Raw genomic sequence first — 16,757 nt, forward strand, 5'->3', positions numbered from 1 at the left:
ATTAAATTTTTATAATTGTTTATCTTTTTAATCTATATAAAATAACCTTTTGTCTATTTTTGTATAAATTTATAAATGCTTAATAATAGTTTTATGGCTTATGGTCTGGTAAAAGCTATTATAAAGGCCTAAGCACTCTATAATTAATTGATGTTCCACCTAACCAGCAACCTTCTTTTATCTTCGACGTTTAAATTTATAAAATCGATACCGAAAAGTTTCGTTAAATTTTCGCCCTTTAAAATTTGACCCGTTGCGCCGAATTCATATCCTAAGGGGCCGTTTAAAAGCAAGGTTTTATCCGCCGCCGCAAGCGCGTGATCGGGGTGATGCGAGGTAAAGATCACGCAGGTTTTTCGCTCGCTATTTAGCTTTTTGATTAGGCTTAAAACGGCATTTTGATGAAAGACGTCGAGGTACGACGTAGGCTCGTCCATGACGAGAATTTTAGGCTGTAGTACTAGCGAGCGAGCTATAAGCGCCAGCTGCATCATGCCGCCGCTTAGCTCGTCTACGTTTAAATTTAAATACTCGCTAACGCCCGCTATCCGCGCGGCTTCCTCAGCCATCGCTCTATCCTTCGCGCTCGGCCTTGAAAACATACCGACGTTTGCGTTTACGCCCATTAAAATCAGATCTTTTACTTTAAAGCTAAAAGCGATATTTTCGCTTTGAGGCACGTATCCTACGAGCTTGGCGCGCTCTTTACCGCTAAGAGAGGCATGATCGCGGTCATCGATCAAAATTCGGCCGCTTTTTGCCTTTAAGAGTCCTAAAATAATCTTTAAAAACGTAGATTTGCCTATGCCGTTTGGGCCCAAAATCGCAAGCGTTTCGCCGCTTTTTAGGCTAAGGCTCAAATTTTGCAAAATTTGCTTGCGCTCGTATGAAAAGCTTAAATTTTCTACGCTTAAGACCATCTTTTGCCCTTTTTAACGATGATGATGCCGATCATAGGAGCGCCTATAAGAGCGGTTAGGATACTTAGAGGGATTTCAGCCGAGCTCACGCTTCTAGCCGCAACGTCGGTTAGCATCAAAAATATCCCGCCTAAAATCGCCGAAATCGGAACTAGCTGCGAGTTATCGGAACCGTAAATAAGCCTAGTAACATGCGGCATTAAAAGCCCGATCCAGCCGATGATACCCGCTATCGCTACGCTTGCGGCCGTTATCAGCGTAGCAAGCACGATAAAGATAAAGCCTAAAAATTTACTCTCGCCCAAAATACTTGCATGTTCGCCGCCTAGGGATAAAATATTTAGCTTCCAGCCCATTAGGCTCAAAAGCACAAGCCCGCTAACGCAAACGGGAGCAAGCGCTGCCACGTCGCTCCAAGATATGGCGCTTAGGCTTCCCATTAGCCAATATACGATGCTAGGTAGCTTTTCTTGCGTGTCGGCGACGTATTTTACGGCGGAGATCAGCGCCTCAAAGATAGCGCCCGTGATTATACCGGCAAGCACCAGCATGAGCTTTGAGTTTTTGTTTGCCAAAACACCCAACGCGTAAGCTATCATGACAGCTAAAAAGCCAAAAACGAAAGCGCCTATTTGCGTGGCTACGGGACTGCCGAAGGCTAAAATGCAAACCACCGCGCCAAATCCCGCTCCACTGCCGACGCCCAGGATATTCGGGCTTACCAAAGGATTTGCAAACATCGCCTGAAATATCACGCCCGCCGCGCTAAGGCTGGCGCCTATCAAAAACGCCGCTATCAGCCTAGGTAAGCGCAGGTCCAATATCAAGGCGTAAAGCGTCTCTTTGTCGTTTTGATAATAATCAATTAGCCCGTCAATAGAAATCCTGCCCGCAAGCAGCGAAAAAATAACCGCAAAAACTAGCAAAAGCGATAAAAATAGATATTTTTTCATTATCTAAAAAGCTCGTAAAATTTGCTCTCGCCGTTTAGGTCGAATCGTAAAATTTGAGCTATCTCATCGTCACTTAGATCGTAGTCGTAGAGCAGTTTGTAGCTCTTTTTCATCTCGTCTTTTAAATTTATATGCGCCTGCCCCGAAAATAGCACGCTAAACCAAGCCCAGCCCAGGTGCGATTCGCCCGTAGGAGGCTCCCACATATCGCCTCCAAGGGGCATTTTATAGACGGCTTTTTGCTTGACGGCCTTTACGTTTTTTAAAATTTTGTCATTAAAAAAGTCCCGCGGAGCTAGCTCATCAAAGTTGCTAAGCAAGATAACGTCTGGATTTTGAGCGAGAATTTCTTCTTTATTTAAAATTCTAAATCCCCCGAAATTCGCCGCATTTGCTCCGCCGCTTAGCTTGATCTCATAATCAAAATACGTCCCGCCGCCGGCTGCCTCGTAGCTTTTATCTCGGCCGAATATAAAAAGAACCTTCGGTTTTTTGCTAAGCCCTTTTACGAAATTTTCGATCCTAGCTCTTACCTCGGCTCTATTTTGCAAAATTTGCTCCGCCCTTTGCTCTTTTTCGTAAATTTTACCCAGCATACCAAACCAAAAAAGTGGGGCTTCCTCCGTGCCGCTTAAATTTACCAAAGCTACGTTTAGGCCTACTTTTCGCAGCGGTTCGATGATCTTTTCGCCTCTCATGCCCCACTGCACTACTAGATCCGGAGATAGTTTTAGTAGCTCCTCGATATTTGGAGTAAAATCCTCTCCTATACCGCCTGCTGGGATACTAGCTGCGCCCTTGATCATTTTTCCCAGCATTCCGCGCTCGATGTTTTTCTTGGCTACGGGATGGACGGAGGCTAGGCGAGATACGTTGTTTTCGACGCTAAGAGAAAACGAAGCTAGTGGCACCGGAAACAGCGCTACGCTCTTAACGGAGCGGTCGAAGCGAAGCTTATTGCCGTTTTGATCGGTAAATTCAAGCGCACCCAGCGTCGCTGCCAGTAGCAATAAAGCAGGTATGATTTTTCTCAAATTTGATCCTTAAATTTGTAAATTTTAGGGTTTTTGAGCGGGTCTGTTTAAAACCCGCTCGGCAAATTTAAATTTTAAAAGCTAGCCTTAAAGCCTAGTTTGAAATTTCTACCCGGATTTATTAGCGGGTTGCTAGCGCTTCTAGGTTGGCTGATTAGCTCGTAGCTTAGGCTTGGGGCGTATTCTTTGTCAAAGATATTTTCGACGCCGAAATTTAGGCTAAAATCTTTTAAGAAGCCTAGTTTGCCCAGACTCTTGCCAAAGTATAGGTTATGCACGAAATATCCCGCTCGTTCGCGCTCTACGCTATCATCTATACGCGTCTTTCTCGCCGCCCAGTCGCCGCTATACTCTATGTAAGAATTTGCCAAAAACTCCGGCGAATAAGAAACGGCCACGTGTCCGCTAAGCGGAGCGATCTCTGGAAGCGGTTTGCCGGTTTGTTTATTTTTGCCGCGCGTGTAGGCAAGGTTAGTTTTAAGCTCCAAATTTGACAAAATTTTATAAGCGAGGTCAAATTCCGCACCGCTTATCTTGGCTCTATTTACGTTTTGCGACTGATAGTAGGTCACGCCGCCGCTTTGCCAGTTTCGCTCGACGATCAGGTCTTTATAATCTCCCGTGTAAAATATCAAATTTGACCTAAGCGCCTTATCCGTATAGCGAAGTCCGGCCTCATAGGTGACGCCTTTTTCGATATTTAGATCAGGGTTTGGCAGATACGCCTCGCTGCCTGAAAACGTAAGTATTGGAGCAACCTCGCCGCTCATAGGAGCTCTAAACGAAGTAGAGAAATTTCCTACGAACTCAAACCCATGGGCGATAGGGTAAATAAGCCCTAGTCCGTAGCTCGCTCTGCCGTCTTTTCTATCGTTGGCGTTTTCATATAGCGCCCTTACGGCGGGGCTCATCGAGCTATCCATATCAAATGACGTTTTTATGCGGTCGTAGCGTAAATTTGCGCTCAAAATCGCGTCGTTACTAAATGCGTATTCAAGCAATCCAAACCCAGCGACGTCAAGCTGTTTGGTTCTTAGCCTGTTGCGTACGCTAGGGCCTTTGTTTACGCTTTGATACACGCTATCCCAGTCCTCGTAATAAAAATCCACGCCGTAGGTTTGGGTTAGGCTGTCGCCTATAAATTTACCGATAAATTTGCCGCCGTAGACCTTCGGGCCGTTTACGTAGTTATCGACTTGTCTAGGCGAAAACGAGCCGATGTAGGGCCTTATATTTAGGTGCGTATAAAGCTCTCTGTAATACAAGCTAGAATCTAATATAAATTTGTCGTTTATGTTGCCTTCGTAGTTTATCGCTACGTATTTTTCTCTAAGAGGCGCTTCTTTTATGTATTTTTGAAAGCCTTTTTTATTCGCCGTTCCCGGAGCGCCGACCGCCGTACCGACTACGCCGCGCTCGGACTCCGTATATCTGGTCACGAGCTCAAGTCTGTGAAAATCGGCAAAGCTATATCCGCCTTTAAAATCAAGGCTTCGGTAGTTATACCTTGTATTTGGGATTTTACCCGCAGGAGTGTCGTAGTCTTTGCCGTGTTTGTAGTTTAAGCCGAGCAATGCGTCAAACCCGTGTCCGACTACGCCGAGTTGTAAGCGATTTTGTACGCCTTTGTTCGCGCTTTGATATTGGGTGCTTAGATACATATCAGATAGCGCCCAGTCGCCGTGCACGTCTCCGCTAGCTCTTTTGGTGACTAAATTTACTATGCCGCCAAAGGCATCCGTGCCGTAAAGCGTGCTGGCGGGACCTCTTATTATCTCTATCCTTTCGATTTGATCGGGCGTAAATATCGAGTACTCAAACGCCGGCCTACCTCTAAATCTAAGTCCGTCTACAAACATAGGCACGCGGTAATCAGACGAACTAAAACCTCGCACGTTTACGGTGCCCGAGTCCATGCCTTCGTTTACGATTGAAACTCCCGGCGCCTCGCTGATTAGCTCCGGTACGCTTTTGCCAAGCTTTCTTTCTATCGTCTCTTTATCTACTACCGAGACACTTTTGCTTATCTCGTCTACGCTTTGAGATGATCTTTGCGCCGTGACGGTTACGCCTTCTAGCGATTTTAGCTCTACTTCGTTTTGCGCGGCGGCCAAAACGCCGACCAAAGCGAGGCTAAGCGCGATTTTTCTTTGCATTTAAACTCCTTTTAAAATATTTGAGTAATTATATAGAAATATATAATGATTTTCAATATGTATAAAAATGATATTATATTTTAAAAAGCCATAATTGCTACATTTATGCTATATATCAAGGCACTAAAATATACATGTTGACTGGTGTAATATTTATGATATGTGCTAAATAGTACCCCCCCATTGTACCCCAGTACAATAGACAAGCCCTTCTAAAATTTATATAATTCATTCAAAATTTCAAATACTATAAACAATAAGGAGAACATGATGGCTAAAGAAGCCGGAGTAGTTAAAAGTATAAACGGAGGAATAGCAAGAGCACTTAATGACTTAACAGGAGAGGTAAGACAATTAAGTGTAGGAGATATTGTATACCAAGGTGAAAAGATAGTTACAGAGGGTTCTAACTCTAAAGTAACAATAACTCAAACTGATGGTAAAGATATAACTTTAATAGGTAAAGATACTCTAACTCTAGACCAAGACTCTAATAATAACGAAACAGTAGCTGATATCTCAGCTTTACAACAAGCCATCTTAAAAGGAACAGATCTTAATGCTCTAGAAGAAACTGCTGCAGGTGGTCCACAAGCAGGTGGTAATGGTGGAGATGGCGTAAGCTTATCTTCTACTAGCTTTGCAGAAGGAGGCCACATTAGTAACATCAATGCTAATGTAGGAAGCATAGATGCTTTATCTCTAGCAGCAGGTGGAGATAATAGCTTTGGTGTAAGTGGAGGAAGTGCTGTTGGGGCTGGAGCTGGTGCTGGAGCTGGGGCAACTACACCTAAAATTGGTATAAATATAAGCTCTGCTGGCTCTAACGAAGGTGGAGTTATGACTTACGACCTATCTTTACCTACTGCATTAACGGCTAGACCTACTACGTTAAATTTAAATTTTAGCGGCGGAGTAGCCGGGGTAGATTACGACGCAAACTCTGTAGAGTATTCTATCGACGGCGGCAATACTTGGACGCGCGGCACTACCGTAAATCTTGCCGACGCAAATCAAATCAATAACGTCAAAGTAAGAGTAACTACTATAGATAACTACGGACACAATGGCGTAGATATAGCTACTAATCCTACGGCTCAAAGCGCCAATCAAAACCAAGGCGAACAAGACGGAAGCAAGTATTCTAATCTAAACGGAGTAGAGTACGGCGTGTATAAAAGAAATTTAACCCTAAACGTAACTACCGATAACGACGAGATTATTAACTCTCAAGCTAACGGCAAAATTACCGATAACGACGATTACGTAAATATTAACGAGGGGCTAAGCGAAGCGGTATTTACGGGCGACGGCGACGATACCGTAAATATGAGCGGAGCGTTTAGCGATGTAAATTCGTATGTTAGCACAGAAGACGGCGATGACGTTATCAACGTAAAATCAGGCTCCGTGTTGAATTACGGAAACGCTCAAATAGATGCCGGTGACGGTAACGACACGATCAATCTTAATCAAGGCTCATTTGTAGGGATTAGCGGTAGCTCCGGCACTAGAATATACGGCGGAGACGGCGACGATACCTTTAACATGGACGGAGAGATCAAGGGCGGACTTGTTTACGGCGATGACGGCGATGATACGTTTAACGTAGGTTCGACCGGAGTTCTTAAGGACGGCGCGACTATTTACGCTGGCGAAGGTAAAGATACTATAAATTTCGACGGAACGGCTGAAAACGGAGCGAAAATCGAAGGTAACGGAGGATACGACACTATAAACATTAAATCCGGTGCGGTAATAGATAATTCATCGGTATACGGCGACAACGAAAATGAAGACTTTATTTTTGACGAAGGTAGCGAAATAAATATCGACGGAACGGTTAGAAATAACTCTAACGTATACGGCGGCGCGAGAGTAGATACCGTAAACATAAACGGAACGGTAGAGAACTCGTCGATGATAAATACTCGCAGCGGCGACGACAAGGTAAACATAAATGCTGGAGCGGAAATAAAAAATAGCAATATAAATACCGGCGAGGGAGGCGACGTAGTCAATATCAAGGGCAAGCTAGGCGATAGTGCGATGATAGATACCGAAGACGGCGACGATATCGTAAATTTTGCCGGAGAAACGAGTGGATATGCCACAATAAATACCGGACTCGGAAAAGATACGTTTAATATCGAAAGCGGAGCAACTTTTAGCAAATCTCTTAGAGTAGACACCGGCGAGGACGATGATACGATTAATATTAAAAACGGTGCAAATTTATCTTGGGGAAGTATAAAAACTGGAGCCGGAAACGATACCGTAAATATAGACGGCAATATGATCGGTACTCCAAATCATTTTAATGAGATAAGTACTGGAAGTGGCGATGATATGATAAATATAAACGGGCACGTATCCGGAGAATCAAGAATAAAAGCCGGCGAGGGTAACAATACCGTATACGTTAGAGGAACCGTCGACGGCAAAGCTAGAATAGAAGCGGGCGATGTCGATAATGACGATAAACACAGCGAACTTCATATAGAGAGCGGAGCTACGTTAAGCGGAGGTAGTAGCGTAAGTATGGGCGGCGGTAACGATACTATTTATATTAAGAAAGGCTCAAGCGTAACTAGTGCCACTATATCTGCCGGAAACGGAAATGATACCGCATATATAAATGAAAATCTAGATACGGTTAATATAAAGATGGGTAATGGCGAAGATACGATAAATTTCAAAAAAGGGATAACTATAGAAAAAAGTTTAATAGATTTCGGCGAGGGTAACGATAAAATCGATATCGACGGCATTACCTTTACTAATGGCGCGGAACTACGCGCCGGCGTATCTGATCAACCTGCTTGGTATAGCGACGATGACGACGATATTATAAACATTACAAATTCTAAATTTGAACAAAATAGTAAAATAGACGCCAAAATCGGAGACGACAGGATAAATATCGGTACCGGAGCGATAATAGACAACTCAAACGTTATAGCCGGATACGGTAGCGATACTATAAATATTAATGCGGGTTCTAAGGTAATAAACGGTAGTAAGATTTATTCCGGACTAGATAATAAAGACGGCGATAGAAGAGACTTAGATACCATAAATATTAACGGCGGCGAGATTATGGACTCTGAAATTCATACATCTCATAGCAAAACGACGACTAATATAAATGACGGAATTCTTACGAATGCGAAAATTTTAGGCGCTTACGGAGAAGACAAGATAAACATAAACGGGGGTGTAATTAAAAATTCAGAAATAACCGGCGGCGACGGAGACGATAAAATAAATATAAACGGCGGAAATTTTACCGAAACTAAGATAAGTACTGGAAACGGGAAGTATATGGGCAATGGGGATGTCGTAAATATCGCCGGAGGTACGTTTAGTAAAACTACCGTAGAATTACAAGGAACAAAAAATACCGTAAATATAAATTCCGGAGCGGTATTCGGCGATCAATCGGACGCTATAGTCAATAGGCAATATCAAACCAAGATAGTAAACTACGATGGCGAAGATCACGTAAACGTAAATGCCGGAGCTATCGTTAAAAACGCGACATTTGATCTTAACGGAGGTAGCGATACTATAACCGTAGCATCGGGCGCTACCGTAGAACATTCTCAGCTTATAACCGGAGACGACGTCGATACACTAAATATAAACGGTACCGTTAGCGGAGACACGCATGTGGATTTAGGATACGGCGCGGATACCTTAAATATAGGAAATGGCGGAGTAGTATCAGCTTCCGATATCCATATGGACGACGGTGGTCAAGGATACAACGATACCATAAATATCGCAAATAATGTCACCCTTCAAGACTGGGCGGATATCAAAGGCGGCGGTGGAGTCGATACTATTACTGCGGGCGACAACCTAAAGCTTATTAATGGCGCGGGTATACACGGCGACTGGGGAAATAACGGAAGCGCGGAAAATAAAGTCGGAGACGGAAATGATATCATCACGATAGGTAATAATTTAACTATGAGCGGCGGCTCTATAATAAGCGGTGGCGGCGGTAACGACATTATCTCTATCGGTAAAAATGCAAGTATAGACGGTAGCTCTACTATCGACGGCGGAGCCGGATATGATACATTAAAAGTTGCTGACAATAGCATAGACTTTAGCCATGTTAAAAATATCGAAAAACTAGATATAACAGATGTTAATAAAACTTCGGCCGATACCAATGTCGTAACACTATCAGCTAAAGATGTTTTAGATATGACTGATAATAATAATAAGCTAAGAATAGATGGCGATGGTAACGATAAGGTAGATATAGATAGTAGCTTTACTCAGAAAGCCGATTTAATCGAAAATGGAATAACCTATCACCGATATGAGGCTACTTATACCGATGTTAATGGAAATCACACCGTAACTTTAGAAATTAAAGACCAAGTACAAGTATTTTAAAATTTAACTAACTACTTTAATCCCAAAGGAAAATTCCTTTGGGATATTTTTATATCATTAAATTCCTCATAATTTTTTATCTTTTTAATTAGCAACCAAATCCACAAATTTTTAGTTATTTAAGTGGTTGGTATATATAAATTAGTAAGTCTGGATGATAAACAAAGGCTGAAAATGGATTAAAATTTGGCGGTAAATGTAGATAAATTTACTGCCGCAAGGATAAATTATTTTCCAGTTGGGTCTAAGCCATTTAAGATGTAATTTACTTCATCATCGCTTAGCTCATAGTGTAAAAATTCTTTATAAAATTTCTTTGTTTCAGCTGCTATATCTATATCTTTAAAAATTTCAGGATGTAATATCTTAGCCGCCCACAAAATTTGCAAAACACCCTCGGTACCATATCTATCCCAGCTAAAAACGCCGGTAGGATTTACGTAAACTTTTTTATTTTTCACAGCATTAGTGCCTGCGTAGATAGGATTTTCATATATTTTTTGTATGGCTTCAGGTGACTTGGCTCTGCCTATGATGATAACATCTGGATTTATATTTGGGATCTCTTCTGCGTTTAGTTCAAGCATATTTCTGGCTTTTTGCACTGCATTTATGCCACCTGCGACGGTAATCCACTCATCGATTATTGTATTTGAGCCATCTACTTTGAATAAATTTTTTACCCTCTGCTATGTGAAGCACTTTTGGCCTCTCATTTTGAGCTATCTTTGGAGCATCGCCTCCTATGGCATCAGCCATGATAGTTACGCTCTTTTTCATGTCGGCATGGTTTGTAAATGACGGATAAAGGACGTTAAAGCCATTTTTTGTTAGCTCCTCTTTGTTCTTTTTGTCTGCGGCTATGACTACATCAGGACTTAGCTTGACTAGCTCTTCTACTTGCAGGCTCTTGCCGCTTACACAATTTGGAATGCTTGAAATTCTAGGGTATATATATGCAAACCATTTGTTGTTTTTTATGAGATCGGTTGTTGCGACTATTTTGTCAGCACCACCTAGCATTAATACGATTTGATTGTTCGCATACCAAAGCGTAGCGATTTTTCTACTTTTGCGGGAATTTTTACGACGTTGCCAGTGATATCTTTGACATCTCTAAACTCAGCCGCATTTATACTAAAAGCAGCCATTAACGCTACTAAGGCAGTAAAAATTTTTCTCATTTTCTTCCTTTTTATGAAATATATATTTTTATAGTTTAAGAATTTTATCGGATATAAGAATGGCTAAATTTTTAAAATTTATAAGAAAGATTTCCCTCTCCATACAAGATGGAGGGGAAAATTAATCAAGAAGTAAATTGCTTATTTCTCAAACGCTTTTTGTAAGCTAAATGGGAATGCCTGATAGCCCATAGCATTTGTCATCTTTATCTCGATGCTAGGCTCTTTTGCACCCCACTCAAACTCATCGATGTGCGGGCTAGGAAGTCCCACTGGGCGACCTTTTGCGATGTCAAACTGCATACCAGCAACGGCTGAGTAGACCATAACGCTATCAAGGTCATCTTGATACTGCGTAAGGCTAGTAACCGAGCTATACCACTCTTTACCGCGCTCTTTGCCGTACTCCCAGATCTGCTCAACGGTCTTTTTGTTCTCATCGATCTTATAAACGACCGCGCGAGAGTACTTCATACCAGCGATGGCTGGTTGCTCCATGCCCCTTGTGTCGCCGTTGTCAAAGACACTTAGATAAATTTCGCCTTTTTTAGACTTGCTATCTATCCTAAATGCCGTATGTTGCGTCCACTGCCAGTCAAAGCCGCCTGTTTCGCTCTCGTATCCTGGACATTTTGAGTACTCATCTTCGCAGACTATTTTGTTACCTTTGGTGTCGACTGGTTGAAGAAGTTTATCTTTAAATTTATCGCTCCAGCCTTTATGAGCACCCATTATCCATTTTACTTGTTTATCACGGCCGATTTTGATGACTGCATCTTGGTGGCGGCTTGAGATTATGATGCTATCGTCGCTTGGGTCATAATCCACGCTATTTACGTGAGCCCAGTTACGTCCAGGGCCTGCGCCGACGATGTCACCCCACTTATCGTGAGTATCCATCGACTGAAGCTCATCAGAGCTTGCAGTGTGGCCTGCTTTTTTAGCGTCGATATTTAAGCAAACTGCGCCTTGATCAAGTGTTTTTAGCACGATATCGCGGTAAGGATCAAGAATTTCATAAAGCCTAAAGTCATCAACTACGTTGCCGTCGCGGTCAAGCTCAACGATCACGTCGCGCACTGTTCTTACGTTTTTGCCGTCAGCCCTTTTGTAGTCAGCATTTGCAACGCGCAAGAAGTAGTGTCCATTTTGTGCTACGTCCATCGAGTGAGAGAAGTCGTTGTAGCTAGCTGGTAGCTCGCGGTTAAAAATTTCTCTACCCATGATGTCGTATTTTGCGTATCTTTGGCCGTATCCCCAAGTCATAGCACCGTCGTCATTTTGTTTAAAGCCCATCATTACGCCAGCGTGAAATGGCTGTTTTAGGTCGTAAATTTTGCTTGGCTCAAGGTACCATCTAACCTCGCCTTTTGTATCAAGGATGAAGTTATTTGGGCTGTAGTTCCACTCGATAGCACCGCCAGCTGGGTTGTTCCAAACGACTTTTGTGCCTTTTCCAGTTTTATTTACAAAGTTATTTACATAGTAAAGCCTGTTTGCAAATTTGGCAGTCGCAGGCTTGGTAACCTCGATCTTATCAAAGAGCGCGCCCTTTTGATTTGGTGTGCCAGCGCTTTCTAGATAGATAGCTGGGGCGTAAATTTTATAGCTCTCTTTTATATGCTCAGTCTTGCCCTTGTAGCTCTTGTCGTACTCGACCTCAACGGTATTTTGATAGTCAGGATACATGCCAAAAACTGGGATGCCGCCATGTGTGCGAAGATGCTTATCAGCCACTTTGTAGCTTATCACCTGACCGCCTTGTTTTGGCACGATGGTTACTTTTGCATTGCTTAGTGTATAGCCGCCATTTTTGATGACTGCTGTAAGTGGGGCAGTATCGTATGGATTTACCACTACTTCGCCTATTTGTCCAGTTATAGCGTAGTCTAGTTTAGCCCCGCTTGGACCGCCTATCGCAAAAGCGCTCGAGCAAAGCACCGAAGCTAGTGCAACACAACTCAAAGTCTTTTTCATAACATCTCCTTTGGATAAATTTTATAAACTCTACTCATAAAGCTTATAAAATTTAGAAAAAGCCTTGGAATGCCCAAGGCTTAAAATAGGTAAAAGGAGTAATAAAAAATATTGCGTCCTTCGTAATTGTAATAAAACCTTATAACATAAAAATCACGATAAACTTTATAATGGCTTAAAATCTAAATTTATATTAAAAATTTTTGCCTTTTTGGATATTAAGCTAGCATTTACGCTTTAGCACTTATAATCAGCCCAAACAATGGAGTAAAACTTATGACACTAACTTACAATGCAAAGAAAATTTATGAAATTTGGTTTGACTCAAAAAGTGAGCTTGAAGAGAGCAATGCTAGCTTTTTAGAGGATTATTTAAATTTTTTAGGCGATATTAGTGAAGTGATAAATATTGATGAAAAAACGAGACTTTCAGTTATCATCGCCTCTCTTTGTGTGAGCAAAGGTGCGAAAAGCTCATTTAAAAGCTTCATTAGGGCTGCTTTAAATGTGGGCATATCAGTAAAAGAGATAAGAGAAATTTTATATCAAGCAGTGCCTTATGCTGGGCTTGGCAAGGTAGAAGATTATATATTTTTAGCTGATGAAATTTTTAATGAGCGCTATATAGAGCCTGAAAATATGCCTAAAAAATCAAGAGAGGGCAGAGGTGAACGAGGCCTTGAGATACAAAGAAAACTTTTCCCAGCGGTTGATAAATTTATCGCATCAATGCCAAATGATCAAAAACATATAATGGAGTTTTTATCGCAAAACTGCTTTGGCGATTTTTATGCAAGAGATGGGCTTAGTTTAGAGCTTAGAGAGCTTTTGACATTTGTCTATATCACGACTCTTGGCTTTGCAAAGCCACAGCTTTTAGGGCACATTGCTGCAAATTTTGGCATCGGCAACGATAGAGCTAAACTAATAAGCGTTGTTACGACACTTATACCATTTATAGGCTATCCGAGCGCTTTAAATGCATTATCAGCAATAAATGAGATAAGTTCTAGTAAAAATTAAATTTTTAATCAATGCGATATCTTATAAATTTCAGCCAAAATTTATTCTAGCGTTAAAAGTGCGGTTGAGCTTGGTTGTAGAATAACTCAAAATAAATCATCTAAAGGAGATTATTATGAGTTTTCTATCTAAATTTAGTAAGGCTATCTTTGCCGTTGCAGTTGCTGGTGCGATTAGTGCTAGTGCATTTAGCGAGGGTGAGGACTACGTCAAGCTTGAAAAGCCACTAAGTGTGGGACAAAATACGCTAGTTAAAATTTTTAGCTACGCTTGCCCATTTTGCTATAAATACGACAAGAGCGTCACTCCAAAGGTAGTTGAGAAAATTCCTGGCCTAAAATACGAGCCATTTCACCTAAAGACAAAGGGTGATTACGGCGAGGTTGCGAGCAAGGTTTTTGCCGTGCTTATCACTATGGACGAGGCAAAGGGTGTTAGTTTATTTGATGAAAATTCGCTATTTAAAAAGGCTAAATTTGCCTACTACAAAGCTTATCACGACAAAAAAGAGCGCTGGGGCGATGGCAAAGACGCTGAGGGTTTTTTAAAGACTGGTCTTGAGGCAGCTGGCGTTAGCAAGGCTGATTATGAAAAAGAGCTAGCTAATCCAAAAGTGACTGAGCTACTTAAAAAGTGGGATGAGAGCTATGATGTGGCTAAAATTCAAGGCGTGCCAGCATTTGTCGTAAATGGCAAATATCTCATCATGACAAAATCAATCAGCTCGCTTGATGGCATGGCAGCACTCATCGAAGAGCTTCTTAAAAAATAAGGTGTCACATGAGCTTTTTTAAAAAAATGGCTAAATTTCAAGACTCACGTATCTCTTGGGCGACCTTAGTCTTTGTAAGCGTTGCACTTGTCGTTATCGCGCACTCGCTCTTTCAAAACTACGCCTATATGCCTCCTTGCGAGCAGTGCGTCTATATACGTTTTGCATTTTTATGCATGGCGCTTGGCGGTGTGATCGCTATGATAAATCCTAAAAATTTACTATTTGCTCTAATTGGCTACGTCTTTGCCTTTTGGGGAGCGGTACAGGGCATAATGTATAGCGTAAAGCTAGCCAAAATCCACGATGCTGTGCATGGCGATGATCCTTTTGGTGTGCAGGGCTGCTCTACTGAGCCACACTATCCATTTGGCTTGCCGCTTGAGAAGTGGGCGCCTGACTGGTTTATGCCAACAGGCGACTGCGGATATGACAGCCCTATGGTGCCTGATGGCGCGGTGCTAAGCGATCTACAAAAGAGCATAGTTGATCTTTATGCGGACGGCTGGTATCTTGTGCCATCATCTAAATTTATGTCGATGGCTGATTGCACGCTGCTTGGGTTTAGTGTTTGTTTTGTAGTACTTGCGCTTATGCTCGTTTCAAAGCTTTTATCCTTTTTAAAATGAATTTAGTTAGCCCAAATTTGGGCTAACTTAGGATATACTGCACGCATGGGTATTAATTTAAAATCACAAAATATTAAAATCTACGCCATCATCTTGCTTGCTAGCCTTTTTGTAATACTTCTTGGGCTAAATATTTACAGCAATGCAAAAGAGAAAATCATAGAGCTATCTGATAAAAATAACATAGCAGTTAGCAAAAATATCGTAAATAACTTTCAAATTTGGCTTGATGAGCGTATAAATTCACTCGTTCGTGCGTCAAAATTTATACAAAATGCAGACATCGTAGATGACGATGAAAAGATAGCTGGCTTTATAAAGCTCTTTAAACAAAACGCGAAAGAATTTGATCTAATGCAGCTTTTAAGGGATGATGGAGAAATTTTTGTAGATGGAGAAAAAATTTTAGAAGAAGTTATGCCAAAGAGTGAAAGAGCAGGGCTTATCTGGTATGTGGAGACAAAAAATACAAATGCTCCAAGTGTAAATTTCATGCAAAAACATAAAATTTTAAAAGGCTCAACTCTAAATTTATGCGTTCCAGTCACAAAACAAGCGAAATTTAAAGCAGCACTTTGTGGCGTCGTGCGTATAGAAAATATCTTTAACAGCATTAAAAATTTTAGCCTTGCGCCAAATTCTTACTCATTTTTAGTGACTCATAGTGGTGAAATTTTAACATCGATACCTGATCTTGCTTTAAAAAAAGAGATCGAGGAGAAATTTAAAGAGTTGTTTTTAAAAGACGAAGACATTACAAGCTTAAAAATAGGACAAAATTTAATCCAAGTAGCTGAGATACCAACGATAAATTGGTTCATAGGAGCTGGCACAAATAACGAAGAGGAAATTTCAGCTTTAACAAAAGAAGCTTTAAAAAATGCTCTAAGCTTACTCTTTGCCTTCGTTGCGCTCACATTTTTGGCAAACATCCTTCATAATTTTATGTATAACAAGATAAAAAAGATACAAGATGAGTATGAAACATTGCTGACTCATAGAGCCAAAATGAGTGAGGCTGGCGAGCTAATAAGTGGTATCAATCATCAATTCATTCAGCCTGTAAATTCGCTAAAACTAATGCTAAGCTCGTGCATAATGTTAAAAAAAGAAGGTAAATTAAGCGATGAGGAGCTAATAAATTTACTTGAAAAAGGACAAAGCTCAGTCAAACTTCTTTCAAGTACTATTGAAATTTTTAGGAATTTTTACAAAAGCGCTGAAAATGTGAGCGAATTTGAGGTGCAAACAAGCGTTAAAAACCTAATAACTCTCATGCACACAGAGCTAAGCCGTGCAAATGTTAGTGTAAAATTTAGTGGCTTTAACGAACAAAAAGTTCGTCAGATAGAAAATATAATCCAACAAATTTTACTAATCCTAATACATAACGCAAAAGACTCACTTGTCGAAAGCTACAAAAATGAGCCACTAAAACGTATCATTGAGATAAAATTTAGAAGCTTTGAAGATAAGTGCTACATCGGAGTTTATGACAATGGGAATGGCGTAAGCGAGCAAATGAGCGAGAAAATTTTTACTTGGCTAAATACCACCAAAAAGCAAGGAAATGGCATAGGGCTTTATTTTGCTAAAAAGCTAGCGCAAGAAAAGCTAAATGGTGACGTAAGACTCGTAAATAACGCAAAACCAACGGTATTTGAGCTAAGTTTTGATATAAATTTAAAGGACTAAA

Annotated in this window: 10 protein-coding genes and 1 pseudogene; 5 read left to right on the forward strand and 6 right to left on the reverse strand. The window is 41.2% G+C overall.

Annotated features, from left to right (window positions below):
- Positions 1–143: 143 nt before the first annotated feature.
- The 4 genes from CVT18_RS03200 to CVT18_RS03215 form a co-directional block, all read right to left on the reverse strand.
- Positions 144–920 carry an ABC transporter ATP-binding protein gene (locus tag CVT18_RS03200; RefSeq protein ID WP_103628542.1) on the reverse strand — a complete coding sequence of 259 codons (777 nt, stop codon included), beginning with the start codon at positions 918–920 and terminating at the stop codon, positions 144–146.
- Positions 911–1,873, reverse strand: coding sequence for a FecCD family ABC transporter permease (locus CVT18_RS03205; RefSeq protein WP_103628543.1), 963 nt, complete (start codon positions 1,871–1,873; stop codon positions 911–913). The genes CVT18_RS03200 and CVT18_RS03205 overlap by 10 nt, the downstream gene beginning before the upstream one ends.
- Positions 1,873–2,907, reverse strand: a complete 1,035-nt coding sequence (locus CVT18_RS03210) for an ABC transporter substrate-binding protein (RefSeq protein WP_103628544.1) — start codon at positions 2,905–2,907, stop codon at positions 1,873–1,875. The genes CVT18_RS03205 and CVT18_RS03210 overlap by 1 nt, the downstream gene beginning before the upstream one ends.
- A gap of 74 nt (positions 2,908–2,981) precedes the next feature.
- Entirely contained in the window at positions 2,982–5,063 is a 2,082-nt protein-coding gene (locus CVT18_RS03215; protein WP_107824230.1) for a TonB-dependent receptor, read from the reverse strand.
- A gap of 270 nt (positions 5,064–5,333) precedes the next feature.
- Here CVT18_RS03215 and CVT18_RS03220 point away from each other — a divergent pair, with 270 nt between their 5' ends.
- The gene (locus CVT18_RS03220) at positions 5,334–9,476 is read left to right on the forward strand and encodes a beta strand repeat-containing protein (RefSeq protein ID WP_103628546.1); all 4,143 of its coding nucleotides are present in this window, start codon (positions 5,334–5,336) and stop codon (positions 9,474–9,476) included.
- A 227-nt stretch (positions 9,477–9,703) separates the two neighbouring features.
- On the opposite strand, the pseudogene CVT18_RS10760 reads toward CVT18_RS03220, so the two are convergent.
- Together CVT18_RS10760 and CVT18_RS03230 are read right to left on the reverse strand one after the other, a co-directional pair.
- Positions 9,704–10,660 (reverse strand): annotated as a pseudogene (locus tag CVT18_RS10760) (ABC transporter substrate-binding protein).
- A 141-nt stretch (positions 10,661–10,801) separates the two neighbouring features.
- Positions 10,802–12,637 (reverse strand): aryl-sulfate sulfotransferase, encoded by a 1,836-nt coding sequence (locus tag CVT18_RS03230; RefSeq protein WP_103628547.1) that lies wholly within the window; start codon positions 12,635–12,637, stop codon positions 10,802–10,804.
- Positions 12,638–12,913: 276 nt separating this feature from the next.
- Here CVT18_RS03230 and CVT18_RS03235 point away from each other — a divergent pair, with 276 nt between their 5' ends.
- From CVT18_RS03235 to CVT18_RS03250, 4 genes are all read left to right on the forward strand, one after another.
- The gene (locus CVT18_RS03235; protein WP_103628548.1) at positions 12,914–13,660 is read left to right on the forward strand and encodes a carboxymuconolactone decarboxylase family protein; all 747 of its coding nucleotides are present in this window, start codon (positions 12,914–12,916) and stop codon (positions 13,658–13,660) included.
- 115 nt (positions 13,661–13,775) lie between these two features.
- Complete coding sequence (locus CVT18_RS03240) at positions 13,776–14,432, forward strand: thiol:disulfide interchange protein DsbA/DsbL (protein ID WP_107824231.1); 657 nt, start codon at positions 13,776–13,778, stop codon at positions 14,430–14,432.
- Between the two features lie 8 nt (positions 14,433–14,440).
- On the forward strand, positions 14,441–15,061 hold the full coding sequence (gene dsbI, locus CVT18_RS03245; protein WP_107824232.1) for a protein-disulfide oxidoreductase DsbI: 621 nt from the start codon (positions 14,441–14,443) through the stop codon (positions 15,059–15,061).
- A 45-nt stretch (positions 15,062–15,106) separates the two neighbouring features.
- Positions 15,107–16,756 (forward strand): sensor histidine kinase, encoded by a 1,650-nt coding sequence (locus CVT18_RS03250; protein ID WP_107824233.1) that lies wholly within the window; start codon positions 15,107–15,109, stop codon positions 16,754–16,756.
- Position 16,757 lies beyond the last annotated feature (1 nt).

Origin of the sequence: Campylobacter concisus (assembly GCF_003048405.1) — a bacterium.
Lineage (GTDB): Bacteria > Campylobacterota > Campylobacteria > Campylobacterales > Campylobacteraceae > Campylobacter_A > Campylobacter_A concisus_Q.